This is a genomic window from Amnibacterium soli, assembly GCF_039544415.1.
Taxonomy (GTDB): domain Bacteria; phylum Actinomycetota; class Actinomycetes; order Actinomycetales; family Microbacteriaceae; genus Amnibacterium; species Amnibacterium soli.
In genome coordinates, this window is sequence record NZ_BAABLP010000002.1 from 24,218 (window position 1) to 49,225 (window position 25,008).

A 25,008-nucleotide genomic window follows, 5' to 3' on the forward strand; every position below is an offset into this window, starting at 1 on the left:
GAGTCGGCGGGCGGCACGAAGCGTGAGCAGGGCTCAGGAGGCGGGGACCGGATCCTCCGACCAGACCCGCGTCAGCTCGCGCTTCAGCACCTTGCCCGAGGGGCCGAGCGGCAGCTCGTCGACGAGGTGCACGACGCGCGGGAACTTGTAAGCCGCGATCTTCGCCTTCACGAACTCCCGCAGCTCGTCCTCGGTCGTCTGCTGCCCCTCCTTGAGCACGACGGCGGCCTCGATCTCCTGCCCGTGCTTCGCGTGCGGGGTGCCGAACACGGCCGCGGCCTGCACCGCGGGGTGGCGCATGATCACGCCCTCCACCTCGGTCGGGTACACGTTGTAGCCGTTGCGCAGGATCATGTCCTTCTTGCGGTCCACGATCGTCAGGTAGTCGTCCTCGCCCATCGTCGCGAGGTCGCCGGTGCGGAACCAGCCGTCCACCACCGCCGCCGCGGTCGCCTCCGGCTTGCCGAGGTAGCCCTTGAACAGGTCGTGCCCGCGCACGACCAGCTCGCCGAGCTCGCCGCGCGGCAGCTCCACGATGCGGTCGTCGACGTCCGCATCGGCGATCAGCACGTCGACGCCCCAGATCGGCACGCCGATGGTGCCGGGGCGGATCGGCTGCCCGATCGGGTTGAAGGACACGACGGGCGAGGTCTCGGTGAGGCCGTAGCCCTCGTAGACGGTGGCGCCGAAGGTCTCGGAGAAGTCCTCGAGCACCGCCAGCGGCAGCGGGGCGCCGCCGGAGACCGCGTAGCGCAGCTTCGGCTTCGGCGCACCGGCCCGCGCGCCGGCCAGCAGGCCGACGTACATCGTCGGCACCGCGGTGAACACCGTCGCGCCGTGCTCGGCCATCGCGGTGAGGGCGCCGACCGGGTCGAACTTCGGCAGCATCACGACCGTCGCGCCCTTGCGGAACGCGGTGTTCAGCACGCAGGTCTGCCCGAACGTGTGGAACAGCGGCAGGCCGCCGAACACGACGTCGTCGTGGCCCATGTCGAACAGGTCGATCAGCGACACGTGCACCTGCTCGACCAGCGAGAAGTGCGAGCCGATGGCGCCCTTCGGGGTGCCCGTGGTGCCGCTCGTGTAGAGCAGCGTCGCCGGCTCGAGCGGGTTCATCGCCTCCTGCCGCACGATCGGCTCGGCCTCCGCCATCAGCGCCTCGAGGCGGGGGATCGGCGCCAGGTCCTTCGCGGCCTCGGGCAGCAGCACGGACACGGCGTCGACGCCCGCCTCCATCGCGGCCGGCAGCGCCTCGCCGAGGCTCGGCGCGCCGATGATCACGAGCTTCGCGCCGCTGTCGCGCAGCACGTGCGCGATCTCGTCCTTCTTGAACAGGAGGTGGATCGGCACCGCGACCGCGCCGATCGCGAGGACCGCGTAGTACACGCGCGGGAAGTCGGGCACGTTCGGCACGAGCATCGCGACTCGGTCGCCGCGCTGCACGCCGCGGGCGCGCAGCACGCCGGCGATGCGCCTGGCGTCGTCCCAGAGCTCGCGGTAGGTCGCCCGGGACTGCGGCCCGGTCTGGCCCGCCCAGATCACCGCCGTCTTGTCCGGGTAGCGGTGCGCGGCCTCCGCGAGGATCGTGGCGACCGAGATGGTGGCGTTGCCGGGGCCGTCGAGAACGTCGTCGTTCATCGTTGCTTCTCCTTCGAAGTGACGGGTCTGAGGATGCCGTGCAGTCGGGCTGCGGGCTACTGGGCGTCCGCCATGAGTTCGCGGCCGACGCGGTCGCGGATGGCGGAGGGGACGGGGATCGGGCGGCGGTCGGCGCGGCCGACGAAGACGTGGACGAAGGTGCCGGTGGCGAGCAGCTCCTGGTCCGCCTCCCGGAAGATCCCGAGGCCCCAGGAGACGCTCGTGCGGCCGACGCGGTCGGCGCGCAGCCCGACGACGAGGGTGTCGGGGAAGGCGCCGGAGGCGAAGTAGCGGCAGGAGGACGCGATCACGACCGCCGGGTCGCCGTCGTCCTCCGCCATCCCGTAGCCGGCCTGCCCGAGCAGCCAGGACGTCACCGTGGTGTCCATCGCGGCGTAGTAGATCGTGTTGTTCACGTGCCCGAAGACGTCGTTGTCGTTCCAGCGGGTCGGGAAGGACCGGGTCCAGAAGTAGTCGTCGAGCGTCGGGCGCGGCTCCTCGCGGGCGTCCGTCACGAGGCCGGCCTCGTGGCGGCGAGCACGAGCGCGAAGGCCGCCGCGGCGCGCTCGGCGTCCGGCGGCTCGCCCGCGATCAGATCGGCGTAGGCGTACGACTCGGCGACCCGCACGAGCACGGTCGCGAGGTCGTGCGGGGGCAGCGGCGTGATCATCCGGCCGGCGGCGATCTCCTCCTCGAGCAGCCGCTCGACGATCGCGACGAAGCGGCGGTGCACCGGGCTCGCGCCGCCCGTCAGGATGCGCAGCGCGCGCGACGGCTCGCGGGTGATCCACGCGCGGAAGTAGTCGGCGTCGATCAGGGCGGTGACGAAGCGCACGAGCGCGCCCTCCACGCGATCCGCGCCCCGCGCCTCCGTCGCCGCGTCCGCCGCGTCGAACGTCGGCACGGCGAGGCTCCACAGGATCTCGGCGAGCAGCGCGTCGCGGTTGCCGACCCAGCGGAACAGGGAGGTGCGGTCGACGCCGAGGTCGGCGGCGAGTGCCGACATGTCGATGCGGTCCCCGTCGATGAACCGGTGCCGCGCCGCCCGGAAGGCCCGCGCCGCGTCCTCGTGGCCGGCGAGCCGCTCGGAGAGCGCGCTCGGCACCAGCCGCACGCCGAGGCCGCCGGGGCCGGTCGTGCGGACGGGCACGTCGACGGCCGTCATGCACGGAAGAGTACCGCTGCAACACTTCGAGAAGTGATGCGTAGACTCGCTCGAGCAGTCCCGCACCGAGGGAAGAGGGAATCGATGACGATCACCGACGCGACGCAGACCGGCTCCGAGGAGCCCACGCTCGACCACCTGGCGAGCGACTTCTACGGCTACCAGGACTTCCTCACGCCGGACGAGCAGCGGCACGCCGCCGAGTTCCGGGCGGTGTTCGAGGGGCGCGTGCGGCCGATCGCCGACGAGTACTGGGCCCGGGCCGAGTTCCCGAAGCAGGTGATCCCGTGGCTGGCCGACCTGGGGGCGCTCGGGCCGTTCGTGCAGTCGGTGCGCAAGTTCGAGAACAGCGCGGTGTTCCGCGGCTGGATGGCGCTCGAGATGGGTCGCGTCGACGCCTCCGTCGCCACGTTCGTCGGCGTGCAGTCCGGCCTCGCGATGGGCTCCATCGACGTCGGCGGCTCGCCGGAGCAGAAGGCGGAGCTGCTGCCCGCGATGGCGGCCGGCACCCTGCTCGGCGCCTTCGGGCTGACGGAGCCCTACTCCGGCTCCGACTCCGCACGCGGCCTGCGCACGACCGCCCGCCGGGAGGGCGACGAGTGGGTCCTGAACGGCGCCAAGCGATGGATCGGCAACGCCACCTTCAGCGACTTCGTCGTGATCTACGCGAAGGACGAGGCGGACGGGCAGGTCAAGGGCTTCCTGGTCGACACCGACCTGCCCGGGTTCCGCGCGGACAAGATCGAGGACAAGATCGCGCTGCGCAGCGTGCAGAACGCCGACATCACGATGGTCGACGTGCGCGTGCCCGAGGCGAAGCGCCTGCCGGGCATCCGGTCCTTCCGCGACGTCGCGACCGTGCTGCGCCTGACGCGCTGCGAGGTGGCGTGGCAGTCGGTCGGCGTCGCCGTCGGCGCGTGGGAGGCGGCGCTCGGCTACGCGAAGGAGCGCACGCAGTTCGGCAAGCCGATCGCGAGCCACCAGCTGATCCAGGACCTGCTCGTGAAGGGCCTCGGGAACATCACCGCCTCCATCGGCATGTGCCTGCGCGCCTCGCAGATGCAGGACGCCGGGATCCAGAAGGACGAGCACTCGGCGCTCGCGAAGGCGTTCGCCACGGCGCGGATGCGGGAGACGGTGGGCTACGCCCGCGAGATCCTCGGCGGCAACGGCATCGTGCTCGACAAGGGCGTCGCCCGGTTCTTCGCGGACGCGGAGGCGCTGTACTCGTACGAGGGCACGCGCGAGATGAACACCTTGATCGTGGGCCGGTCCATCACGGGCATGAACGCCTTCGTCTGATCCGCTCTGCGTTCCGCAGGACTCCAGGTCCTACGGGACGGAATCTTCGAAGGAGGCAACGGTGCCGGAAGCAGTGATCGTGGCGGCGAAGCGCTCGCCGATCGGGCGGGCGAACAAGGGGTCGCTGGTCGGGTTCCGGCCCGACGACCTCGCCGCGCTGCTCGTGCGGGAGGCGCTCGACGCCGTGCCCGAGCTCGGTCCCGAACGGATCGACGACCTCATCCTCGGCTGCGGTCTGCCCGGCGGCGAGCAGGGCATGAACATGGCGCGGATCGTCGCCGTGCAGCTCGGGTACGACTTCATGCCCGGCACCACCGTGACCCGGTACTGCTCCTCGAGCCTGCAGACGACGCGCATGACGTTCCACGCGATCAAGGCGGGGGAGGGGGAGGCGTTCGTCTCCGCCGGCGTCGAGTCGGTCACCTCCTTCGCCCGCGGCAGCGCCGACTTCATCCCCGGCCGCGACCCCCACGAGATCCTCAACCCGGTGTTCGCCGACGCCGAGGCGCGGACGCAGCGCCGGGCGCAGGAGGGCGGCGCCTGGCACGACCCGCGCGAGGACGGCCTGCTGCCCGACGCGTACATCGCCATGGGGCAGACGGCCGAGAACGTCGCCGGGCTGAAGGGCGTGAGCCGGCAGCGGCAGGACGAGTACGCCGCGCTCAGCCAGAACCGGGCCGAGCGCGCGATCGCCGCCGGCGTCTTCGAGCGGGAGATCACGCCCGTCACGACGCCGGACGGTCGCATCGTGTCGACGGACGACGGCCCGCGCGCGGGTGTGACGGTCGAGACGCTCGCCGGGCTGCAGCCCGTGTTCCGGAAGGACGGCACGGTCACCGCCGGCAACGCCTGCCCGCTGAACGACGGCGCCGCGGCGCTCGTCGTCGTGTCGGACGCGCTGGCGAAGGACCTCGGGCTCACGCCGCTCGCGCGCATCGTCTCGACCGCCGTCACCGCGCTGTCGCCCGAGATCATGGGCCTCGGACCGGTCGAGGCGAGCCGGAAGGCGCTCGCGACCGCGGGCATGTCCATGGGCGACATCGACCTCGTCGAGATCAACGAGGCGTTCGCGGCCCAGGTGATCCCCTCCGCCGACGAGCTCGGTGTCGAGTGGGATCGGCTCAACGTGCACGGCGGCGCCATCGCCCTCGGCCACCCGTTCGGCATGACGGGTGCGCGCATCACCACGACCCTCCTGAACGCGCTGCGCACGAAGGACGCGACGTTCGGCCTCGAGACGATGTGCGTCGGCGGCGGCCAGGGCATGGCGATGGTGATCGAGCGCCTCAGCTGACGGCTCGCGGATCCGCAGAACATCCGCGGATCCGCAGTTCCGGGCCGACACGCCGCTGCGCACATTCGGTCGCTCGGCGCGTCGGGAAGGAACTGCGGATCCGCGAGCCTCGGCCCAGGGTCCTCGGATCCCCGGGCGCGCAGGCTGCTGCGATGCGTCTCGTGGGGGTTGAGGAGTTCGGCGGTCCGGAGCGGCTGCAGGTGTTCGAGGTGCCGGAGCCGCACGCGGAGGACGGCGAGGTCCGCATCCGCGTGCACGCGGTGGCGGTGAACCCGACGGACGTCGGCGTCCGCACCGGCATGCGCGATCCGCAGGGTGCGCCACCTCCCTACGCCCCGGGCATGGACGCGGCGGGCGTGGTCGACGAGGTCGGCGAGGGCAGCCCGTGGCGCGTCGGCCAGCAGGTGATGGCGATGGCGCTGCCGCTGTCGGAGCACGGCGGCGCCTACGTCGAGCACCTGGTCGGGCCGTGGGAGTCGATGGCGCCGATCCCGGAGGGCAGCGACCTGGAGCACGCGGCGACCCTGCCGATGAACGGGCTCACGGCGGTGCAGTGCCTCGAGCTGCTGCACCTCGCGCCCGGTTCGACGCTCGCCGTCACCGGCGCCGCGGGGACCCTCGGCGACTACGTCGTGCGGCTCGCGAAGCACGCGGGGCTGCGGGTGATCGCCGATGCGGCCGAGAAGGACCGCGCGCAGGTCGCCGCGGCCGGTGCGGACGAGGTCGTGGAGCGCGGTGACGACGTCGCCGAGCGCATCCGAGCGCTCGTGCCGGAGGGGGTCGACGCGCTCGTCGACGCCGCCGTGCAGCGCGAGCAGGTCGTGCCGGCCGTCCGCGACGGCGGCGGGTTCGTCGACGTGCGGGGCTGGGCCGGCGAGCCGCAGCGCGACATCGTGTTCCACCGGGCGATGGTGGGTCGCGAGTACCGCTCCCAGGCCAAGCTCGAGACCCTCCGACGCTTCACGGAGGACGGCCTGCTGGTGTTGCGGGTGGCGGACGTGCTGCCGGTCGCGCAGGCGCCGGAGGCGCACCGCCGACTCGAGGCCGGCGGGGTCCGCGGCCGCATCGTGCTGACGTTCTGAGGAGGAGCCGTGGCGACCAGGGGACAGGTGCTCGCGATCGCGGCGCTGAAGGGCGCGGTGAGCGGCCTCGTGGGCGTCGCCGCGATGACCGCGGCGGGGCAGCTCGAGATCGCGGTCGACCATCGCCCGCGCTCGTACGTCCCGGCGCGGACCCTGCGCGCGCTGCTCGGGCGGCCCGAGAGCGATGCGCCGCAGTCGGCGGTCTGGAACCACGCGATGCACTGGGGGACCGGCGCCGTGGTCGGCGCCCTCCGCGGCGTGTGGGCCGTGACCGGCATCCGCGGTCCGGTCGCGAACGTGCACCACACGGCCGTGCGGCTCGCGGTCGACCAGACGCTCGAGAACGGCACGGGCGTCGGTGCGCCGCCGACGACGTGGCCGAAGCAGGAGCTCGCGGTCGACCTCGCGGGCAAGAGCATCTACTCGTTCGTGACGGGCATCGTCGCCGACCGCTGGATCGCTCCGGTGCTCCTGTCCCAGCGGGGCCGCACCAGCCACTGACCTCCGTTCCGCAGGCGGAGATGCCTCACGGAACGACGCGTCAGGCGGGGACGAAGACCGTCAGGGTCTCGGCGACCAGCGCCGGCTTCCCGGCGCCCTCGATCTCGACCGTCACGGCCGTCTTGGCGCGCACGCCGGTCGGGATCCGCTCGGCCGCGGCGAGCGTCGCGTGCGCCCGGACGCGGGAGCCGGCGCGGACCGGGGTGAGGAACCGCACGCGGTCCGAGCCGGCGTTCACGACGAGCGCGCACGCCTCCACGTGCAGCACCTCGAACATCAGCGGCGCGAGCAGCGACAGCGACAGGTAGCCGTGGGCGATCGTGCCGCCGAACGGTCCGCTCGCCGCGCGTTCCGGGTCGACGTGGATCCACTGGTGGTCGTCGGTCGCAGCCGCGAAGCGGTCGATCCGCTGCTGGTCGACGGTGATCCAGTCGCTCGCGCCGAGGTCCGCGCCGACCGCCTCGAGCAGCGCGTCCGGGGAGGCGAAGACCGTGGTCATGCCTTCGGCCCGCCCGCGACGTAGAGCACCTGGCCGGACACGAACGACGCCGCGTCGGAGGTGAAGAACGCCGCCGCCTCCGCGACGTCCTCCGGCTGCCCGACGCGGGCGACCGGGATCTCCTTGGCGGCCCCCGCGAGGAAGTCCTCGTACGTGATCCTCATCCGCTCCGCCGTCTGCCGCAGCATGTCGGTCGCGATGAACCCGGGCGCGATCGCGTTCGCCGTGACGCCGTACCGGCCGAGCTCGATCGCGAGCGTCTTGGTGAAGCCCTGCAGCCCGGCCTTCACCGCGGCGTAGTTGGCCTGGCCGCGGTTGCCGAGGGCGCTCGTGGAGGACAGGGAGACGACCCGCCCCCAGCCCGCCTCGACCTGGTGCCGCTGCACGGCCCGGCTCATGAGGAAGGCGCCCCGCAGGTGCACGGCGACGACCTGGTCCCAGTCGTCGTCCGTCATCTTGAACAGCAGGTTGTCGCGCAGGATTCCGGCGTTGTTCACGAGGATCGTCGGCGCCCCGAGCTCGTCGGCGATGCGGCCGACCGCGGCCTCCACGGCCTCGGTCCTCGACACGTCCGCGCCGACGCCGATCGCCCGGCCGCCCGCCGCGCGCACCGCCTCGACCGTCTCGGCGGTGGCGGCCTCGTCGAGGTCGACGACCGCCACGTCGCGCCCCTGCTCCGCCAACCGCTTCGCGACTGCGGCGCCGATGCCGCGCGCCCCGCCAGTCACGATCGCGACCCGCTTGTCCGTCATGCGTCCTCCTCGATGGTGTCCTCGAACGTGATGAGCTGCCGCAGCGCCGTGCCCGACGCGAGCGCGTCCATGGCTTCGTTGATCCGGGCGAGCGAGACCCGGCCCGACACGAGCCGCTCCACAGGCAGCCGGCCGTCGAGCCACAGGTCCGCGTAGGCGGGCACGTCGCGCGCGGGGACGGACGAGCCGAGGTAGCTGCCGACCACCGTGCGCGCCTCGCTCGTCAGCGTCAGCGGCGGGATGCTCGAGCGGGCGTCGGCGCGCGGCAGCCCCACGGTCACGGTCGTCCCGCCCGGCGCCGTCAGCGCGAACGCGGTCTCGAAGGCGGCGGGGTGCCCGGCGGCCTCGATCACGACCGGCGCGCGGACGCCCGCCTCCCGCGCCTGCTCGGGCGTCCACGCCTCGTCCGCGCCGGAGGCCCGCGCGGAGGCGAGCTTGCTCTCGATCGCGTCGACGGCGATCACCGGGTGACCGGTCGCCTTCGCGACGAGCAGCGCCGCCGTACCGACGCCGCCGAGCCCGACCACGAGCACCGGCTCGCCGTCGCGGACGCCGGAGGCGTTCAGCACCGCGCCGCCGCCGGTCAGCACCGCGCAGCCGAGCAGTGCGGCCACCTCCGCCGGCACGGCGGCGGGCACGGGCACCACCGACCGGCGGTCGACCACCGCGTGGTCGGCGAAGGCGGAGGCGCCGAGGTGGTGGGCGACGGGCTCCCCGCGACGGCGCAGCCGGGTGCCGCCCCCGAGCAGCTCGCCCTTCGCGTTCGCGGCGCCGCCGCGCTCGCAGGGCAGCCGGCCGTTCGTCGCGCAGGCGGCGCAGTCGCCGCAGCGGGGGAGGAACGTGAGCACGACGCGGTTCCCCTCGGCGACGTCGTGCACGTCCCGGCCGACCGCCTCCACGATCCCGGCCGCCTCGTGGCCGAGCAGCATCGGAGTCGGCCGAGGCCGGTTGCCGTCGACGACCGACAGGTCGGAGTGGCAGATGCCCGCCGCCTCGATGCGCACGAGCAGCTCGGTGGGGCCGGGCTCGGCGAGGTCGAGCTCGTCGACGACGAGCGGTCTCGTCTCGGCGAACGGGCCGGGTCGTCCCGACTCCTCGAGCACCGCGCCGCTGATCCGCATCCGACCTCCTCGTCGTCGCAGCCGATGCTACGCAACACTTCCTCGGATGTTGCAGGGCCGCCCGCGGTCGTCTGCCCGAGGGCGGCCCTGCAGTCCCGTCAGAAGCGGGAGAGCTCCGGGAGCACGCGCTCCACCAGGCCCCCGACGAAGGCGGCCGGGTCCTGCGGCGGCACGCTCACCGACACCTGCGCGACGCCGAGCGCCGCGTAGGCCCGCATGCGCTCGAGGAAGGCGTCCGGGTCGTAGTCGGCGGCCAGCGCCGCGGTCATCGTGACGTCGATCTCCGCGGGGTCCCGGCCGAGGTCGGCGCAGTGCCCGTGCAGCACGTCGATCTTCCTGGCCACCTCGTCGGGGCCGAGCTCGAAGAGGTTGCACGCGTCGCCGTACTGCGCGACGAGGCGAAGCGTCTTCTTCTCGCCCCCGCCGCCGATGAGGATCGGCGGGTACGGGCTCTGCAGCGGCCTCGGCGAGCACAGCGTCTCGGCGAGCCGGTAGTGCGCGCCCTCGTACGGCCCGTCGTCGTCGCTCCACATCTGCCGGCAGATCTGCAGCGTCTCCTCGAGCCGCTCGAACCGCTCCTTGAGCGGCGGGTACGGCACGCCCAGCGCCAGGTGCTCGCGCTCGTACCAGGCGGCTCCGATGCCGAGGAAGGCGCGCCCCTCGGACAGCACGTCGAGCGTCGTCACGGTCTTCGCGAGCAGCCCGGGGTGGCGGTACGTCACGCCCGTGACGAGCAGCCCCAGCCGCAGCCGCTGCGTGATCCCGGCGACGAAGCCGAGGCCCGTGTAGCCCTCGAGCATCGGCTCCTCGGCCCGGCCCTGCGCCTCCATCTGGAACCAGTGGTCCATCAGGGTGAGGGCGCTGACGCCGCCCTCGTCGGCCGCCTGCGCCGTGTCGCGCAGGGCGGAGGCGATGCGAGGCGCACCGCCGGGGGTCGAGAAGTTCCAGTAGTGCACCGCGAGCCGCATGGCAGCAGTGTCGTCCCCTTCGGCCCGGGCCGCGAACCGGTCCCGTGACGCACGAGCACCGGCCTGCGGTCCGGTGCCGGGGACAGGTGGCGCAGCCCGCGCCCGCCGACGGCGTCGAGCGCGGACCGGCGCCGGTCGTCCCTCCGCGTAGCCTGACCCCTCGTGACCGACGACGCTCACCCGACCGTGCCCACCCCGACCACCCGCATCGAGACCGACAGCCTCGGGGCCGTCGAGATCCCCGCCGCCGCCTACTGGGGCGCGCACACGGCGAGAGCGCTCGAGAACTTCCCGATCTCGAACACGCCGATCTCGCGCCATCCCCGCCTGGTCGACGCGCTCGCGATCGTGAAGCAGGCCGCCGCGCGCGCCAACCGCGACCTCGGGGCGCTCGACTCGACCAAGGCGGGCTGGATCGAGCAGGCCTGCGTCGCGGTCCGCCGCGGCGACCACCACGACCAGTTCGTGGTCGACGTCATCCAGGGCGGCGCCGGCACCTCGACGAACATGAACGCGAACGAGGTCGTCGCGAACATCGCGCTCGAGCTGGCCGGCCGCCCGCTCGGCGACTACGCGACGCTGAACCCGATCGACGACGTCAACCGCAGCCAGAGCACCAACGACGTCTACCCGACCGCCGCCAAGATCGCGATCGCCCTCGCGCTCGAGGACCTGCTCGTGGAGCACGTCGCGCTGCGGGCCGCCTTCGCGGACAAGGGCCGCGAGTTCCACGACGTGCTGAAGGTCGGGCGCACGCAGCTGCAGGACGCGGTGCCGATGACGCTCGGCCAGGAGTTCCACGGCTTCGCCACCACGCTCGGCGAGGACGAGGACCGCATCCGCGAGGTCCTGCCGCTGCTGCGGGAGATCAACCTCGGCGCGACCGCGATCGGCACGGGCATCACCGCCGACCCGCGCTACGCCTCCACGGTCCGCGCGCACCTCACCGAGCTGCTCGGCGAGCAGTACGTCACCGCCGGGGACCTCATCGAGGCGACGAGCGACACCGGCGTCTTCATGCAGATGTCGGGCGTGCTCAAGCGGGCGGCCGTGAAGCTGTCGAAGATCTGCAACGACCTGCGCCTGCTCTCCTCCGGTCCGCAGGCGGGCCTCGGCGAGATCGTGCTGCCCCCGCGGCAGGCGGGGTCGTCGATCATGCCGGGCAAGGTCAACCCGGTGATCCCGGAGGTGGTGAACCAGATCGCGTTCGCCGTCGTCGGTCACGACGTCACCGTGACGATGGCCGCGGAGGCGGGCCAGCTGCAGCTGAACGCGTTCGAGCCGGTGATCCTGCACTCCATCCTCACGAACGTCGCGTGGCTCGCCGCGGGCTGCCGCACGCTGCGCGAGCACTGCGTCGAGGGCATCCGCGCGAACGTGGACCGCCTCGACTCGATGGTCCGCACCTCCGTCGGGGTCGTCACCGCCCTCACGCCCTACATCGGGTACGCGGCCGCGTCTGCGCTCGCCAAGGCGGCGCTGCTGACCGGGCGCGACGTCGCCGACCTGGTCGTGGAGGCCGGGTTGATGGACCGGGAGCGCGTCGAGATGCTCACGGCGCCCGAGCGGCTGACCAACTCGACGCCGATCACCGCCTCGGTGCCGGTCGTCGGCCCGGAGACGGCGACGATCGCGATCGCGAGCCCTGCGGAGGCGGACTCGATCTGACGCTCGGACCGCGCCGTCAGGACGAGACGGCGCGGTGCGCGGTACCGGAGGAGCGCAGGCCGGCGGCGTAGCCGGGCGCGCGGCCGTAGCCCGAGAACGAGCGGCGGTCCGTCGCTCGACGGACCTGCACGTGCTCCTCCACCCAGTCCTGCACCTGCGCCTCGCGGGACGCCACCACGAGCGCCGTGCCCGCGGCGCTCGCGGTCACGGCCGCCTCGCGCCCTTCCGAGAGGCGTGCGGCGGCACCGCGCCCGAACTCCTGCACGAAGGCGCAGCGGGCCAGGTGCGCGTCCCACCTCGGGATCAGCCGGTGGCGGGGCTCGGCGCGCCACCAGGTGCGCATCGCGAGCACGGCCTGCACGTGCAGCGACTCGAGCAGCGGCACCGCGAGCGCCAGGTCGGAGCGGAAGCCGGTGACCGCGAGCTCCACCCGCGGCACGGCGTCGGGTGCGTCCCACACGCGGTCGACGGTGCGGCGGTCCCGGTAGTGCGCGACCAGGCCGAGCGCCCGCGCCGCCGCGATGAGGCCGACCACGACGTCGAGCGCCACCGTGCCGCGTCCGCCCGCGACGTCGATCGACGCCTGCTCGATCGGCTCCCGCTCCGCCCGCTTCGCGCCGTCGACGTCGAGGGTGAGCCGGTCGATCGCGTGCTTCGCGAGCAGCCGCTCCGCCTCCTGACCCGCGGTGTCCCGCTCGGCCTGCGTCGCCGACGCGTCCTGCGAGACGCGCAGGAAGTGCGCGATCCGCGCCTCGACGTCCATCTTGTCGGCCACCGGTGTCCTCCTCCGTCGTCGGCACGGGCGCTGGGGAGAACACCTCACCACCACCCTCCGACAGCAGGTGCGCACCGGCCGGGATACTGGCGGCATGGCTCTGCAGGACCCGGATGACGCCCAGGCGTTCGGCCGCACCGTGCTCATGGGGGAGCAGGTGCGGCTCCGCCCGCTCGAGGAGCGGGACCTCGGCGTCCTCGAGGGGTGGTGGGCCGATCCCGAGTGGCAGGTCTTCCAGCAGCAGACGATCCGCCCGCAGCCGTCGGGCCCGAACCAGGACCTGTTCCGCCGCTGGAGCATCAACGACTCGGGCTCGGGCGTCGGGTTCAGCATCGAGTCGCTCGAGACCGAGCAGCTCGTCGGCCACGTCACGCTGTGGGGCGCGGCGCTGCCCGCGCGGTCCGCCACCCTCGGCATCCTCATCGGTCCCGATCACGTCGGACGGGGGCACGGCACCGACGCCGTCCGGGTCGTCGCGCGGTACGGGTTCCGCGTGATGGGGCTGCACCGCATCGGCCTCGCCGTCGCCGCGTTCAACAGCCGGGGCCGTCGCGCCTACGAGAAGGCGGGCTTCCGTCTCGAGGGCGTCCGCCGCGAGGCCGTCTTCCTCGACGGCGCCTTCACCGACGAGGTGCTGATGGGGCTGCTGGAGCAGGACTGGAGCGCGCTCCAGGCGTCCGAGGCCGGGCAGGTGCGCCGGTGACCGTCCGTCCGGCGGTGCCGACCGACGCGGCGGCGCTCGCCGAGGTCGCTGCCGCGACGTTCGCGCTCGCCTGCCCGCCCTCGACGACGGAGGAGGCGATCGCCGACTTCATCGCCACCTCGCTCTCACCGGCGGCGTTCACCCGGTACCTCGCGGATCCCGCGCGCACGCTGCTCGTCGCCGAGCACGAGTCCGGTGCGCCGCTCGACGGCTACACGATGCTCGTGACGGGTGATCCCGCTGATCCCGACGTGGCCGCGGTGGTGCGGATCCGGCCGACGGTCGAGCTGTCGAAGATCTACGTCCGCGAGGGCTCGCACGGGCGCGGCACCGCCTCCGAGCTGCTGAGCCGCAGCCTCGACGCCGCCCGCGACCGCGGGGCGGTCGGGATCTGGCTGGGCACCAATCAGGAGAACGTGCGCGCCCAGCGCTTCTACGTCAAGCACGGCTTCACGCGCGTCGGCACCAAGCGCTTCAAGCTCGGCGACCAGTACGAGGACGACTTCGTCTTCGAGCGCGCCCTCTGACTCCCGGAGACGTCAGCGGGCGGGACTCAGGCGGAGGACCCGGGCGGCCTCTCCGGCGCCGGTGAGGTCGACGGTGAGCGCGCCCGCCTCGGCGTCCCACGTCGTCGGCCAGGCGGGCAGGCCGGTCGGGAAGACCGTCTCCACCTCGACGCCGCTGCCGGCCAGCGCCGGGAACGAGAGCACGGCCGACGTCGCGTCCGCGTCGCGGTTCCAGACGAACGCCAGCGTCGACTCCGCCGTCGCGGTGGCGAGCGCGACCTGCGCGTCCTCCCACGCGGGCAGGCCGAGCGGCCAGGCCGGCAGCGCGTGCGCGTGGTGCTGGATCACCGCCGGGTACACGGCTGCCGCCTCCCGCACGACGGCGAGCTGCCGCTCGTCGAGCCGGTCGAGGTTGCCCGACAGGTACAGGCGGCCGGACAGCCCGGTGACGAGCGTGAAGGCGATGCGCTCGTCGGACCACTCCGACTGCGGGTACGCCCAGTTGCCGGCCATCTCGGGCGCCATCGCCATCGGCGCACCGGTCGCGATCGTCGGGTAGCGGCGGGCGTCCTGCTGGTCGGTGGTCGACTGCAGGTCGAACCGCGCGAGCGTGGCGGCGTCCATCCGCTGGGCCCCTGACGAGCACGCCTCCAGCACGACGCCCGGGTGGCGCGCTCGCAACGCCTCCACCCAGGCGAGCAGCGCGCGCGTGTGCCCGAGCAGCCCCTCGCCCGGCCCGGAGGCGTCGCTGTCGGGCCCCGAGCCGGGCGTGACGTTGTAGTCCCACTTGAAGTAGCGGGCGCCGTACTCACCGATCAGCCGGTCGAACACCGCGTCCAGGTGCGCCCGTGCGTCCGGGCTGCGGAGGTCGAGGAAGTACCGGTCGTGCTCCACGATGCGCACGCTGCCCCGCCGCATGAACGCGGCCTCGGGCAGCTGCTGCGCGACGGGGGAGCGCACGCCGACCACCTCCGGCTCGACCCACAGCCCGGGCGTCATGCCGCGGTCGCGGATCACCTGCAGCAGCCCGGGCAGCCCGAGCTCGCCGAACCGCACGGTCGACGGCTCCCACGCGCCGACGCTCGGCCACCAGTCGCCGTCGTCGTCGTACCAGCCGGCGTCGATGCAGAAGATCTCGGCACCGGCGGAGGCGGCGGCGTCGATCAGGGGCAGCAGCTTCTCCGTCGTCGGATCGCCCATCAGCGCGTTCATGTAGTCGTTGAAGATCAGCGGCCGCGCGCTGTCCGCGTGCGCGTCGAGGTGCGAGCGGCGGCGGTGCTCCGTCAGCTCGCCGATCGCGCCCTGCAGCCCGGTGTCGGCGAGGGCGACGGAGGCGGGCACCGTGGTGAAGGAGTCGCCGGGCTCGAGCCGCGTGGTCCAGGCGTGGTCGAGGTCGGTGGGGCCGAGCAGCGCGAGCGCGAGCGCCTCCGCCGGGTCGAACAGCTGGTCGAGCTCCCACCGCCACGGCCCGTTGTGCTCGACCTGCCACGCGAGCGCGCGGCCCGTGTCGCGGTTCTCGACGACCGCGACCGGCACCCACTCGCCGGACGGCCACGTGGAGTGCCCGGCGAGCGCGATGCTCCCGCGGGCGAAGTGCCCGTGCAGCTCGGTGTCGATCTCGGCGAAGCCCGCCGCGCCGCTCAGGGCCGTGGACGACCAGCGGTTCTCGGCGCACCACTCGCTGCGCGCGGTCCAGAGGTCCAGCTCCGCCGTCGCGCCGAGGTGCCCGGTGAGGCCGATGAACGTGCCCGACGTCACCTGCTGCAGCACGACGGGCGCGGCGCCGTCGTTCGTGACCGTGGTCGTCACCCGGTAGGCGGCGAGGTCGTCGAACCGCGCGATCGTCGTCGCGGCGACGAGCCCGGTCCGCTCGTCGCGCTGCACGATCTCGATGCTGCGGCCGCGGTCGAGCGACGCCTCCCGGTGCTCGACGTGGCGGAGGCGGTCGCCGACGGTCGTGCGGATGGCCCGCATGCTGTTCAGCCCGCGGCCCTCGCCGAGCACCAGCGCCTCCACGAGCGCCGGCCGCGCCCGCTGCTCCGGCCGCCGCGGCTCAGCCGCGTCGACGCCCTGCGCGACCGACGCCATCACCGGCCCGTCGTCGGTGGCGGTGAAGCGGAGGGGGAAGGCGTCGTCGCCCCAGGTCAGATCGAGCACGCGCACGATTCTGCCGGGAGCGCTCCACCGCTGACGGGGGCCTCCGCTGCTGATGCGCCGCTGCGCACCGGCGGAGGAGCAGCGGAGGGCCCCGCTACCGATGCGGAGGCGGCGCGGGCCAGGATGGGCGGGTGTCCGATCCCGCGTGGTTCACCTCCGCCGTCGTCTACCAGGTCTACCCCCGCAGCTTCGCGGACTCGAACGGCGACGGGATCGGCGACCTCGGCGGGATCCTCGAGCACGTCGACCACCTCGCGACGCTCGGCGTCGACGTCGTCTGGCTGTCGCCGATCTACCGGTCGCCGCAGGCCGACAACGGCTACGACATCAGCGACTACCGCGACATCGACCCGCTGTTCGGCTCGCTCGAGCAGCTCGACGAGCTGATCGCCGCGCTGCACGCGCGCGGCATGAAGCTCGTCATGGACCTCGTCGTGAACCACACCTCCGACGAGCACCCCTGGTTCGTGGAGTCCGCCTCCGGGAAGGACGGCCCGAAGCGTGACTGGTACGTCTGGCGCGACCCGCGCGACGGGCAGGAGCCGAACAACTGGGGCTCCTTCTTCTCCGGTTCCGCGTGGCAGTGGGACGAGGCGAGCGGCCAGTACTACCTGCACCTGTTCGACCGGAAGCAGCCGGACCTGAACTGGGAGAACGAGGACGTCCGCGAGGCCGTCTACGAGATGATGCGCTGGTGGCTCGACCGCGGGGTCGACGGCTTCCGGATGGACGTCATCAACTTCATCTCGAAGGAGCAGTCCTTCGCCGACGCCCCGCCCGTGCCCGGCGAGCGGCACGTGAACGCGTTCGAGCTGTTCGCGAACGGCCCCCGCATCCACGAGTACCTGGCTGAGATGCACGAGCGGGTATTCGCCGGGCGGGAGGGGCAGTTCCTGACGGTGGGCGAGATGCCGGGCGTCACGACCGAGGAGGCCATCCGCTACACGGACCCCGCTCGCGGCGAGGTCGACATGGTCTTCCAGTTCGAGCACGTCTCGCTCGACCAGGGCGCGTCGAAGTGGGACTGGATCGGCCTGGACCGGCTGGCGCTGAAGCAGTCGCTGCACCGGTGGCAGACCGCGCTCGCCGAGCAGGGCTGGAACAGCCTCTACTGGGACAACCACGACCAGCCCCGCGCGGTCTCCCGCTTCGGGGACGACGACCCGGCCCACTGGGACCAGTCCGCGAAGGCGCTCGCCACGATCCTCCACGGCATGCGCGGCACGCCGTACGTCTACCAGGGCGAGGAGCTCGGGATGACCAACTACCCGTTCCGCACCGCGGACGAGCACAAGGACGTGGAGGCGGTCAACCACTGGAAGCGGGTCATCGACGAAGGTCTCGACCAGCAGGCGGCGCTGACCGGCATGGCGAAGGTCGGCCGCGACAACGCCCGCACGCCCGTGCAGTGGGACGCGTCGCCCAGCGCCGGCTTCACGACCGGCGAGCCCTGGCTGCCGGTGAACCCGAACCGGTCGTGGCTCAACGCCGCCGCGCAGGTCGGGAAGGCCGGCTCGGTGTTCGAGCACTACCGCGCGCTGATCGCCCTGCGTCACGAGCACCCGGTCTTCGCGACAGGCGACTTCACCGGCGTGCTCGACGACGATCCGGACGTCTGGGCCTACGTGCGCGTCCTCGGACGACAGCGGCTGCTCGTCCTCGCGAACTGCAGCCGCCGGTCGCGGGAGCTCGAGCTCGGCGACGGGTGGGCCGGCGCGCGCCTGCTGCTCGGCTCCGTGCCGGAGCGACCGGCGGCGCTGCCGCCGGGGTCCATCACGCTCGACGCGTGGGAGTCGCGCATCTACCTCCTCGACTGAGCCGTCACCGCAGCGTGGCGGGCAGCGCCGGGTTGCGCGTGATCGCGCGGGCGGCGATGCCGATGACCGCGCTGTAGGTGGGGTACGCGAACTGCACGTTCGCGAGCGTCGACACGTCGATGCCCGCCGCCATCGCGGTGGTCACCGCCTGGATCACCTCCACCGCGTTCTCACCGACGGCGTGCGCGCCGAGCAGCAGGCCGCGGCGGCGGTCGGCGATCAGCTTGAGGAAGCCTCGCTCCCGCTCGTCGATCACCGCTCGGTCGAGGTCCGCGTACGGCACCGTCGCGACGACGCATTGCGGGTCGCGGTCGCGCGCCTCCGCCTCGGTCAGACCGACGCCCGCGTAGTCGGGGTCGGTGAAGCCGCCGGACGGCAGGAGGTGGTGGGGCGTCCGCCGGTTCGCGGCGAGCACCGCGTTCTCCGCCGCCGCCTCGCCCTCGAACTGCGCGGCCTGCACGAGCATGTCGCGCCCGTTCGCGTCGCCGACGGCGAAGACGTGCGGCACGGCGCTGCGGAAGTACTGGTCGACGGGGATCGCCGAGCGCACCGTCTCGATGCCCGCGTGCTCGAGGCCCAGGTCGCCGACGTCGGCGGGCCAGCCCGTGGCCATGACCACGGCGTCGAAGACGGCGGAGCGGGCGGACCCGCCCTCGCGCCACGACAGCGTGATCGCGCCGTCGTCCGCCGGGTCCAGCCGGTCGACCCCGTCGATGCCTGTCCGCACGTCGACCCCGTCCTCGACGAAGGCCGCGGCGACCGCGGCGGACACGTCGGCGTCGGAGGTGGTGAGGATGCGGGGCGCCACGTCGAGCAGCACGACGTCCGAGCCGAAGGCGTCGAACACTGTCACGAGCTGCGCGCCGGTGTTGCCGCCGCCGATCACGGCCACCCGGCGCGGCAGCCGGGGCAGGGCGAGCACGTGCTCCGGCACGGTGGCGAGCTCCGCGCCCGGCACGGGGAGGCGCCGCGAGTGCCCGCCGACGGCGACGACGATCGCGTCCGCCGTGATCCGGCGGCCGGAGTCGGTGACGAGCGTGCGGTCGTCCGCGAACCGCGCCCGCCCCTCCTGCACCAGCTCGATGCCGGCGTCGGCGAACCGCACGGTCTCGCGCTTGACCGACCGCACCGCGTCGACGCGGTCCTGCACCCGCCGCACGACCGACGGCCAGTCGACGCTCGGGTCGCCGACGGCGATGCCCGCCTCCGCGGCGTTCCGCGTCTCCCGCACGAGCCGCGCGGTCTTCGCGAGCACCCTCGTGGGCACGCAGCCGGTGTTCACGCACGTCCCGCCGACGCGGCCCGACTCGAGCACGACGGTCCGCGCGCCCAGCTCCGCGGCGCGCAGCGCGGCCGCGGTGCCGGCGGGGCCCGCACCGATCACGGCGAGGTCGTAGTGGTCCGAGTCGGTCATGGTGGCCTCCCGCACGGCGGGTACCTCCCGACCGCGTCCCCGGAGACGCTAGGGGCGCCCCTGGTGGCCGGGCGGCACGTCCGGGCGGATCCGGAGGTCGGGTGGGCGCCGGCTCACCCGAGGGCGATCGCGGCGCGGACCGCGGCGGCGAACGCCTCCGGCCGCTCCCACGCGGCGAAGTGGCCGCCGGACGGCTGCTCGTCCCAGACGCGCACGTCGAAGGTGCGCTCCGCGAGCTCGCGCGGCGCGTGCAGCAGGTCGCGAGGGAACAGGGTCACGGCGAGCGGCGCCGCCACCCGCTCCTGCACCGGCGGCAGCCGCTCGGCGTACGGGGCGAAGGAGGTGCCGATGGCGCCCGTGACCCAGTAGAGCGTGATCCAGGTGAGCAGGTCGTCGCGCGGGAACGCGGCCTCGACGTCGCCGTCGCAGTCGCTCCACGACCGCAGCTTCTCGACGATCCAGGCGGCGAGGCCCGCGGGGGAGTCGCCGAGGCCGACCGCGAGCGTCGCGGGCTTCGTGGACTGCTCGTGCATGTAGGCGCCCTCCGCCTCGGTCCAGCGGCGCACCTCCTCCGCGAACGCCCGCTCACCTTCGGAGCGCTGCGCATCGGGGACGAGCGCGAGTGCGCGGGACGGCACGTCGGTCAGGTGCAGCGCCGAGACGTGCTCGGGGACCAGGCGGGCGAGCGCCTCCGCGACGCCCGTGCCGATGTCGCCGCCGGACACCACGTAGCGCTCGTGCCCGAGCTCGGCCATCGCGGCCGCGATCGGCTCGGCCATCAGCGCGCCCGCCGTGCCGGGGGAGTCGGAGAACGGGTAGCCGGGCAGCGCGGGGACCACGACGTGCACGTCCTGCAGCAGCGGCAGGACCCGCTGGAAGCGGAGCACCGAGTCCGGCCAGCCGTGCAGCAGCACGAGCACCGGTGCGTCCTCGGCGGCTGCCCGCTGGTGGACCAACCGCAGGCCGCCCGCGCGCGTCCACGGCAGCGCCCGGATCCGGTCCTCCGCCGCGCGCCAGTCGTACTCCTCCGCCCAGTACCGCAGCAGGTCGTCGAGGTACGCCGCGTCGACGCCGCGCGCCCACCCGCTGCCGACCGCCGGCACGCGTCTGCGGTCCCGGAGCCGTCGGCGCAGTTCGTCGAGCACCTCGTCGGGGACGCGGTCGGGGGCATCGCTCATGCGGCGCAGTCTGCTCCGCCCCTGGGACAGCCCTCGAGCGAGGGCTCAGGAGGAGGCGGTGCGGGCGCGGAACGCCCGGACGTTCATCCGGTTGCCGCAGTTGCCGACGTCGCAGAAGCGCTTGGAGCGGTTGCGGCTGAGGTCGACCAGGATCGCGTCGCAGTCGTCGGCCGCGCACTGCTTCATCCGCGGATGCTCGCCCTGGCGCAGCACGTCCACCCACGCCATCGCGACCTCCACCATGACGCGGTCGGCGAGCGGCGCATCCGGCCTGTTGGCGTGGATGTGCAGCCCGAGCCCGTCGTGGTCGACCAGGCGGGGGAGCGCTCCGCCCTCAGCGAGCATCGCGTTCACGAGGTCGGCGGCCTCGGCGTCCGTCTCCGCCGACCAGAGCGCGCGGAGGCGGTGCCGCAGCGCGCGCAGGGACTCGAGCTCCTCCTCCGTGCCGAGCCGGTCGCCGGTGAAGCCCTCGTCCTCGAACCAGGCGTTCAGCTGCTCCGGGGTCGTCAGCTCGTCCTCGCCGCTGTGCGAGGCGCCGGGCAGCGTGTTCACGAGCGTGGTGGCGGCCGCGAGGCTCAGCTCGACGTCATGAGTGAACAGCAATTGACTCCTGACTGCAGAACGGTAGGCTGACGCCCGATGTCATGAGTGTACGCACTTTGACTCATGACCGGGAGGAGTCGTCATGCATCGCACGACCGCGGCGAGCGGCCTCGCCTTCGCCGTGCTGGCGGCGTTCGCGTTCGGTGTCGGCGGGCCCTTCGTGCGGCCGCTGCTCGAGGCGGGCTGGAGCTCCTCCGCCGCCGTGCTCTGCCGGTGCGCGGGCACGTTCCTGGTCCTGGTCGTCCCGGCGCTGCTGCTGCTGCGGGGGCGCTGGTCCGTGCTCCGGCGCAACGCGGGCACGATCCTCGCCTACGGCGCCTTCGCCGTCGTCGGCACGCAGCTGCTCTACTACTCCGCGATCACGCGCATCCCGGTCGGGGTCGCGCTGCTGATCGAGTACCTGGCGCCGGTGCTGCTCGTGCTCTGGGCCTGGCTGCGGACCCGGCGGCGCCCCGGCGGGCGGGTGCTCGCCGGCTCGGTGCTCGCGATCCTCGGGCTCCTGCTCGTCGTCGACCTCGGCGGCGCGGGCGGCGTCGACCCCGTCGGCCCGCTGCTGGCCCTCGCCGCCGCCGTCGGCGTGGCCGTCTACTACGTGATCAACGCCCGCATCGACCCGCAGCTGCACCCGATCGTGCTGCTCGCGGCCTCGATGCTCGTCGGCTGCGCGCTGCTGGCCCTGCTCGCCGTGGTCGGCCTCGCGCCCCTGACGTTCGCGTTCACGGACGTGCGCCTCGCGGGTGCTCCCGCGCCCTGGTGGCTGTCCGCGGGCGTCATGGTGCTCGTCTCCACCTCCGCCGCCTACCTGCTCGGCATCGCCGGCGGCGTGCGGCTCGGCAGCCGCGTCGCCTCCTTCGTCGGGCTGCTCGAGGTGCTGTTCGCCGTGCTCGCCGCCTGGCTGCTGCTCGGCGACCTGCCCGCGCCGATCCAGTTCGCGGGCGGCGCGCTGATCCTGGCCGGCGTCGTGCTCGTCAAGCTGCAGCGCGAGGTCCCGGGAGCGGTCGCAGCGGAGCCGCACGCGGTTCGCAGGCGCTCCCGGGCAGCGCTCGGGCTGCGTGCAGCCCGCGTGCGGGAGACGTCCCGGAGTGACTCGTAGCGTTCCCGGCGTGAGCGACCAGTACAGCCTCCAGGACCCGACGACCCAGTACCCGAAGCCCGACGACAGCTGGAAGGCGTACCAGGAGGGGCCGGGCACCGAGCAGGAGCAGCACCCGAAGCCCGACGCCGGTGAGAGCACGTACCGCGGCACCGGCCGGCTGGAGGGCCGCAAGGCCGTCGTGACCGGTGCGGACAGCGGCATCGGTCGAGCCGCCGCGCTCGCCTTCGCCCGCGAGGGCGCCGACGTCGTGCTCTCCTACCTCCCCTCCGAGGAGGAGGACGCGAAGGAGGTCGTGCGGCTCATCGAGGAGGCCGGCCGCAAGGCGGTGGCGTTCCCCGGCGACCTGAAGGAGGAGGCCTACTGCGAGCAGCTGGTGCAGAAGGCGGTCGACGAGCTCGGCGGGCTCGACATCCTGGCGAACGTCGCCGGCAAGCAGCAGACGCAGGAGTCCATCGAGGACATCACCACCGAGCAGTTCGACGAGACGATGAAGACGAACGTCTACTCGCTGTTCTGGACGTGCAAGGCCGCCGTCAAGGTGATGGAGCCGGGCAGCACGATCATCAACACCTCGTCGATCCAGGCCTACGAGCCCAGCCCGACCCTCGTGGACTACGCGAGCACGAAGGCGCAGATCAACGCCTTCAGCAAGGGCCTCGCCGGCCAGGTGGCGCCGAAGGGCATCCGCGTGAACGTCGTCGCGCCGGGCCCCATCTGGACGCCCCTGCAGCAGGCGGGCGGGCAGCCGACGGAGGCGCTCTCCGAGTTCGGCCTGCAGACCCCGATGGGACGCCCGGGCCAGCCGGCGGAGCTCGGGCCCGCCTACGTCTTCCTGGCCAGCGCCGAGTCGAGCTACATCTCGGGCGAGACCCTCAACGTGAACGGCGGCATGCCCACCCCGTAGGGCGCCACCGCTGCACCGCTGCGGGGGCCGGGCGCGAGCCGGGCCCCCGCAGCCGTGCGCGGGCTCAGAGGCGGTCGACGGCCTCGAGGATCGTCGGCACCTCCGTGCGCGTCGTGTAGTCGACGTGCACGTCCGCGAACCGCACGACGCGGTCCGCGTCGATCACGAGGACCGTCGGGAACGGGATGTCGCCCGTCGCGTCGGCGTTGCTGTCGGCCACGTCGAAGCCGAGTGCGGTGTGCGCCTGGCGCGCCTCGCCGCTGGGCTCGGTGAGGATGCCGAGCCGGCGGACGAGCGCGTTGCTCGGGTCGGACAGCACCGTGAACTCCAGGCCCCCGTTCTGCACGGCCTGCTCCGACCCCTCCGGGGTCTGCGGGCTGATCGCGACCAGCTCGACGCCGCGGTCGCGCAGCGCCGGCAGCAGGTCGCGCTGGTAGGTCTGCAGCGCGATGTTGCAGTACGGGCACCAGGCGCCCCGGTAGAAGACGAGCACCGCCGGCCTGCCGCCGAGCGCGTCCGTCAGCGCGACGGCCGAGCCGTCGGCGCGCACGAGGTCGGCCTCGGGCACCGCGTCGCCCTCGGCGACCGCGCCCTGCGGCACGCCCGCCGCAGTGAGGTCGGCCTGCTCGCGGGCGAAGACGTCGGAGAGGTCGGGCCCGATCTGCGCGGTGAACCCGTCGTTGAAGGTGCCGACCTGGTCGGCGATCGTCGGAGTGCTCATGCGCGGAGGCTACGGACGGGCGACTGCGCGACGGGCCCGCGGGAGTAACACGGAGTCACGGAGCGGCAGCCGGGTCCGCCGCGCACACTGGGAAGTCAACCCCCTCCGCCGATCCGTCCATTCCCAAGAGCCGCTGCCTACCGTCGATCAGCAGCGGCCGACCGATCGGTCAGCCTGGACGGCGAAGGGGTGCCATGTTCTTCCACAAGCAGGAGCTGCAGTACAAGACGAAGCCCAGCAAGCCGGACGCGATCTACGCCCGCCGGATGCAGGAGATCCTCGGCGGCCAGTACGGCGAGATCAGCGTCGCGATGCAGTACGCGTTCCAGGGCTGGAACATGCACATCCCCGGCAAGTACCGGGACCTCGTCTTCGGCATCGCCGCCGAGGAGTTCGGGCACGTCGAGATGCTCGCCGTGATGATCGCCCAGCTGCTCGAGAAGGCGCCGGTCGAGCAGTCGGAGGCCGCCGCGAAGTCCGACCCGGTGCTCGCCGCGGTGATCGGCGGCATGGACGTGCAGCACGCGATCGTCGCGGGCGCCGGCGCGCGCCCCGTGGACAGCAACGGCAACCCGTGGCAGGGCTCCTACATCACCGCGAGCGGCAACCTGCTCGCCGACTTCACCGCGAACGCGAACGCCGAGATGCAGGGCCGGCTGCAGGCCGCCCGCATCTACCAGGCGACCGACGACCACGGCGTGCGCGACCTGCTCTCGTTCCTCCTGGCCCGCGACACGATGCACCAGAACCAGTGGACCGCCGCTGCGGCCGAGCTGCAGGCCGAGGGCCACGAGCTGCTGCCGGTGCCGAGCAACTTCCCGATCAGCAAGGAGGTGCAGGACGTGGAGTACAAGTACATCAACTTCTCCGACGGCGCCGCCGCGAAGGAGGGCACCTGGGCCAGCGGCCCCACGCCCGACGGCCGCGGCGAGTTCTCCTACGTCGAGGCGCCCTACCCCGCCCCCGCGCCCTACGCGCCGCCGACGCAGGTGGATCCGCGCTTCTACGGCACGTCCGCGACGCCGAACCTGGTCGAGAAGGCCACCGGTGTCATCAAGGACGCGGTCACGAACAAGTAGGTTCCCGTGCGACCCCGCGCCCGGCTCCTCCCCTCACGGGAGGGGCCGGGCGCTCCGCTGCGAGA

General features: G+C 73.3%; 24 protein-coding genes. 11 read left to right on the top strand and 13 right to left on the bottom strand.

The window, feature by feature from the left end; genetic code table 11:
- Window positions 1-33: 33 nt before the first annotated feature.
- The 3 genes from ABEA53_RS04050 to ABEA53_RS04060 are packed head-to-tail and all read right to left on the bottom strand — an operon-like array spanning window position 34 to window position 2,803.
- Complete coding sequence (locus ABEA53_RS04050) at window positions 34-1,638, bottom strand: long-chain-fatty-acid--CoA ligase (RefSeq protein WP_345479712.1); 1,605 nt, start codon at window positions 1,636-1,638, stop codon at window positions 34-36.
- A gap of 56 nt (window positions 1,639-1,694) precedes the next feature.
- Window positions 1,695-2,153, bottom strand: a complete 459-nt coding sequence (locus ABEA53_RS04055; RefSeq protein WP_345479713.1) for an acyl-CoA thioesterase — start codon at window positions 2,151-2,153, stop codon at window positions 1,695-1,697.
- Complete coding sequence (locus ABEA53_RS04060; RefSeq protein WP_345479714.1) at window positions 2,150-2,803, bottom strand: QsdR family transcriptional regulator; 654 nt, start codon at window positions 2,801-2,803, stop codon at window positions 2,150-2,152. Before ABEA53_RS04060 ends, ABEA53_RS04055 begins: the two co-directional genes overlap by 4 nt.
- 84 nt (window positions 2,804-2,887) lie before the next feature.
- On the opposite strand from ABEA53_RS04060, the gene ABEA53_RS04065 reads away from it, so the two are divergent.
- The 4 genes from ABEA53_RS04065 to ABEA53_RS04080 all read left to right on the top strand — a co-directional run bounded on the left by ABEA53_RS04065 (window position 2,888) and on the right by ABEA53_RS04080 (window position 6,982).
- Window positions 2,888-4,105, top strand: a complete 1,218-nt coding sequence (locus ABEA53_RS04065; protein ID WP_345479715.1) for an acyl-CoA dehydrogenase family protein — start codon at window positions 2,888-2,890, stop codon at window positions 4,103-4,105.
- Between the two features lie 61 nt (window positions 4,106-4,166).
- Window positions 4,167-5,399, top strand: a complete 1,233-nt coding sequence (locus tag ABEA53_RS04070; protein ID WP_345479716.1) for an acetyl-CoA C-acetyltransferase — start codon at window positions 4,167-4,169, stop codon at window positions 5,397-5,399.
- A 152-nt stretch (window positions 5,400-5,551) separates the two neighbouring features.
- A complete protein-coding gene (locus ABEA53_RS04075; protein ID WP_345479717.1) occupies window positions 5,552-6,481 on the top strand; it encodes an NADP-dependent oxidoreductase in 930 nt (309 codons plus the stop codon).
- A gap of 9 nt (window positions 6,482-6,490) precedes the next feature.
- On the top strand, window positions 6,491-6,982 hold the full coding sequence (locus tag ABEA53_RS04080; protein ID WP_345479718.1) for a hypothetical protein: 492 nt from the start codon (window positions 6,491-6,493) through the stop codon (window positions 6,980-6,982).
- A gap of 40 nt (window positions 6,983-7,022) precedes the next feature.
- Here the strand turns inward: ABEA53_RS04080 and ABEA53_RS04085 are convergent, their stop codons facing one another.
- From ABEA53_RS04085 to ABEA53_RS04100, 4 genes are all read right to left on the bottom strand, one after another.
- On the bottom strand, window positions 7,023-7,481 hold the full coding sequence (locus ABEA53_RS04085) for a MaoC family dehydratase (protein WP_345479720.1): 459 nt from the start codon (window positions 7,479-7,481) through the stop codon (window positions 7,023-7,025).
- Window positions 7,478-8,233, bottom strand: coding sequence for a 3-oxoacyl-ACP reductase FabG (gene fabG / locus ABEA53_RS04090; RefSeq protein WP_345479721.1), 756 nt, complete (start codon window positions 8,231-8,233; stop codon window positions 7,478-7,480). The genes ABEA53_RS04085 and fabG overlap by 4 nt, the downstream gene beginning before the upstream one ends.
- Window positions 8,230-9,354, bottom strand: a complete 1,125-nt coding sequence (locus ABEA53_RS04095) for an alcohol dehydrogenase catalytic domain-containing protein (protein WP_345479723.1) — start codon at window positions 9,352-9,354, stop codon at window positions 8,230-8,232. Before ABEA53_RS04095 ends, fabG begins: the two co-directional genes overlap by 4 nt.
- Before the next feature lie 98 nt (window positions 9,355-9,452).
- Window positions 9,453-10,322 (bottom strand): LLM class F420-dependent oxidoreductase, encoded by an 870-nt coding sequence (locus tag ABEA53_RS04100; RefSeq protein WP_345479724.1) that lies wholly within the window; start codon window positions 10,320-10,322, stop codon window positions 9,453-9,455.
- Window positions 10,323-10,484: 162 nt separating this feature from the next.
- Between ABEA53_RS04100 and ABEA53_RS04105 the strand changes: the two genes are divergently transcribed.
- Window positions 10,485-11,990, top strand: coding sequence for an aspartate ammonia-lyase (locus tag ABEA53_RS04105; RefSeq protein ID WP_345479725.1), 1,506 nt, complete (start codon window positions 10,485-10,487; stop codon window positions 11,988-11,990).
- Window positions 11,991-12,006: 16 nt separating this feature from the next.
- On the opposite strand, the gene ABEA53_RS04110 is transcribed toward ABEA53_RS04105, so the two are convergent.
- Window positions 12,007-12,765 carry a hypothetical protein gene (locus tag ABEA53_RS04110; RefSeq protein WP_345479726.1) on the bottom strand — a complete coding sequence of 253 codons (759 nt, stop codon included), beginning with the start codon at window positions 12,763-12,765 and terminating at the stop codon, window positions 12,007-12,009.
- A 94-nt stretch (window positions 12,766-12,859) separates the two neighbouring features.
- Between ABEA53_RS04110 and ABEA53_RS04115 the strand changes: the two genes are divergently transcribed.
- A complete protein-coding gene (locus tag ABEA53_RS04115; protein WP_345479727.1) occupies window positions 12,860-13,468 on the top strand; it encodes a GNAT family N-acetyltransferase in 609 nt (202 codons plus the stop codon).
- A complete protein-coding gene (locus ABEA53_RS04120) occupies window positions 13,465-13,995 on the top strand; it encodes a GNAT family N-acetyltransferase (RefSeq protein WP_345479728.1) in 531 nt (176 codons plus the stop codon). The genes ABEA53_RS04115 and ABEA53_RS04120 overlap by 4 nt, the downstream gene beginning before the upstream one ends.
- A 12-nt stretch (window positions 13,996-14,007) precedes the next feature.
- On the opposite strand, the gene ABEA53_RS04125 is transcribed toward ABEA53_RS04120, so the two are convergent.
- Window positions 14,008-16,131: a glycoside hydrolase family 36 protein gene (locus ABEA53_RS04125; RefSeq protein ID WP_345479730.1), complete on the bottom strand. Its 2,124-nt coding sequence runs from the start codon at window positions 16,129-16,131 to the stop codon at window positions 14,008-14,010.
- A gap of 131 nt (window positions 16,132-16,262) precedes the next feature.
- Between ABEA53_RS04125 and ABEA53_RS04130 the strand changes: the two genes are divergently transcribed.
- Window positions 16,263-17,948, top strand: a complete 1,686-nt coding sequence (locus ABEA53_RS04130; RefSeq protein WP_345479731.1) for an alpha-glucosidase — start codon at window positions 16,263-16,265, stop codon at window positions 17,946-17,948.
- Window positions 17,949-17,952: 4 nt separating this feature from the next.
- On the opposite strand, the gene ABEA53_RS04135 is transcribed toward ABEA53_RS04130, so the two are convergent.
- The 3 genes from ABEA53_RS04135 to ABEA53_RS04145 form a co-directional block, all read right to left on the bottom strand.
- Complete coding sequence (locus ABEA53_RS04135; protein ID WP_345479732.1) at window positions 17,953-19,362, bottom strand: dihydrolipoyl dehydrogenase family protein; 1,410 nt, start codon at window positions 19,360-19,362, stop codon at window positions 17,953-17,955.
- A 113-nt stretch (window positions 19,363-19,475) separates the two neighbouring features.
- Window positions 19,476-20,540 carry an epoxide hydrolase family protein gene (locus ABEA53_RS04140; RefSeq protein ID WP_345479733.1) on the bottom strand — a complete coding sequence of 355 codons (1,065 nt, stop codon included), beginning with the start codon at window positions 20,538-20,540 and terminating at the stop codon, window positions 19,476-19,478.
- A gap of 45 nt (window positions 20,541-20,585) precedes the next feature.
- Window positions 20,586-21,143, bottom strand: coding sequence for a CGNR zinc finger domain-containing protein (locus ABEA53_RS04145; RefSeq protein WP_345479734.1), 558 nt, complete (start codon window positions 21,141-21,143; stop codon window positions 20,586-20,588).
- An 82-nt stretch (window positions 21,144-21,225) separates the two neighbouring features.
- On the opposite strand from ABEA53_RS04145, the gene ABEA53_RS04150 reads away from it, so the two are divergent.
- The gene (locus tag ABEA53_RS04150; RefSeq protein ID WP_345479735.1) at window positions 21,226-22,236 is read left to right on the top strand and encodes a DMT family transporter; all 1,011 of its coding nucleotides are present in this window, start codon (window positions 21,226-21,228) and stop codon (window positions 22,234-22,236) included.
- Window positions 22,237-22,246: 10 nt separating this feature from the next.
- The gene (locus ABEA53_RS04155) at window positions 22,247-23,143 is read left to right on the top strand and encodes an SDR family oxidoreductase (RefSeq protein WP_345479736.1); all 897 of its coding nucleotides are present in this window, start codon (window positions 22,247-22,249) and stop codon (window positions 23,141-23,143) included.
- A 64-nt stretch (window positions 23,144-23,207) separates the two neighbouring features.
- Here the strand turns inward: ABEA53_RS04155 and ABEA53_RS04160 are convergent, their stop codons facing one another.
- On the bottom strand, window positions 23,208-23,864 hold the full coding sequence (locus ABEA53_RS04160) for a peroxiredoxin-like family protein (RefSeq protein ID WP_345479737.1): 657 nt from the start codon (window positions 23,862-23,864) through the stop codon (window positions 23,208-23,210).
- 194 nt (window positions 23,865-24,058) lie between these two features.
- Here ABEA53_RS04160 and ABEA53_RS04165 point away from each other — a divergent pair, with 194 nt between their 5' ends.
- Window positions 24,059-24,943, top strand: a complete 885-nt coding sequence (locus ABEA53_RS04165; RefSeq protein WP_345479738.1) for a manganese catalase — start codon at window positions 24,059-24,061, stop codon at window positions 24,941-24,943.
- Window positions 24,944-25,008 lie beyond the last annotated feature (65 nt).

Excerpts from the sequence above, each read along its gene's own strand:
- ABEA53_RS04050 (WP_345479712.1), bottom strand. The coding sequence starts at position 1,638 with ATGAACGACGACGTTCTCGACGGCCCCGGCAACGCCACCATCTCGGTC.
- ABEA53_RS04060 (WP_345479714.1), bottom strand. The coding sequence starts at position 2,803 with ATGACGGCCGTCGACGTGCCCGTCCGCACGACCGGCCCCGGCGGCCTC.
- ABEA53_RS04065 (WP_345479715.1), top strand. The coding sequence starts at position 2,888 with ATGACGATCACCGACGCGACGCAGACCGGCTCCGAGGAGCCCACGCTC.
- ABEA53_RS04075 (WP_345479717.1), top strand. The coding sequence starts at position 5,552 with ATGCGTCTCGTGGGGGTTGAGGAGTTCGGCGGTCCGGAGCGGCTGCAG.
- ABEA53_RS04085 (WP_345479720.1), bottom strand. The coding sequence starts at position 7,481 with ATGACCACGGTCTTCGCCTCCCCGGACGCGCTGCTCGAGGCGGTCGGC.
- fabG (WP_345479721.1), bottom strand. The coding sequence starts at position 8,233 with ATGACGGACAAGCGGGTCGCGATCGTGACTGGCGGGGCGCGCGGCATC.
- ABEA53_RS04095 (WP_345479723.1), bottom strand. The coding sequence starts at position 9,354 with ATGCGGATCAGCGGCGCGGTGCTCGAGGAGTCGGGACGACCCGGCCCG.
- ABEA53_RS04100 (WP_345479724.1), bottom strand. The coding sequence starts at position 10,322 with ATGCGGCTCGCGGTGCACTACTGGAACTTCTCGACCCCCGGCGGTGCG.
- ABEA53_RS04115 (WP_345479727.1), top strand. The coding sequence starts at position 12,860 with ATGGCTCTGCAGGACCCGGATGACGCCCAGGCGTTCGGCCGCACCGTG.
- ABEA53_RS04135 (WP_345479732.1), bottom strand. The coding sequence starts at position 19,362 with ATGACCGACTCGGACCACTACGACCTCGCCGTGATCGGTGCGGGCCCC.
- ABEA53_RS04140 (WP_345479733.1), bottom strand. The coding sequence starts at position 20,540 with ATGAGCGATGCCCCCGACCGCGTCCCCGACGAGGTGCTCGACGAACTG.
- ABEA53_RS04150 (WP_345479735.1), top strand. The coding sequence starts at position 21,226 with ATGCATCGCACGACCGCGGCGAGCGGCCTCGCCTTCGCCGTGCTGGCG.
- ABEA53_RS04160 (WP_345479737.1), bottom strand. The coding sequence starts at position 23,864 with ATGAGCACTCCGACGATCGCCGACCAGGTCGGCACCTTCAACGACGGG.
- ABEA53_RS04165 (WP_345479738.1), top strand. The coding sequence starts at position 24,059 with ATGTTCTTCCACAAGCAGGAGCTGCAGTACAAGACGAAGCCCAGCAAG.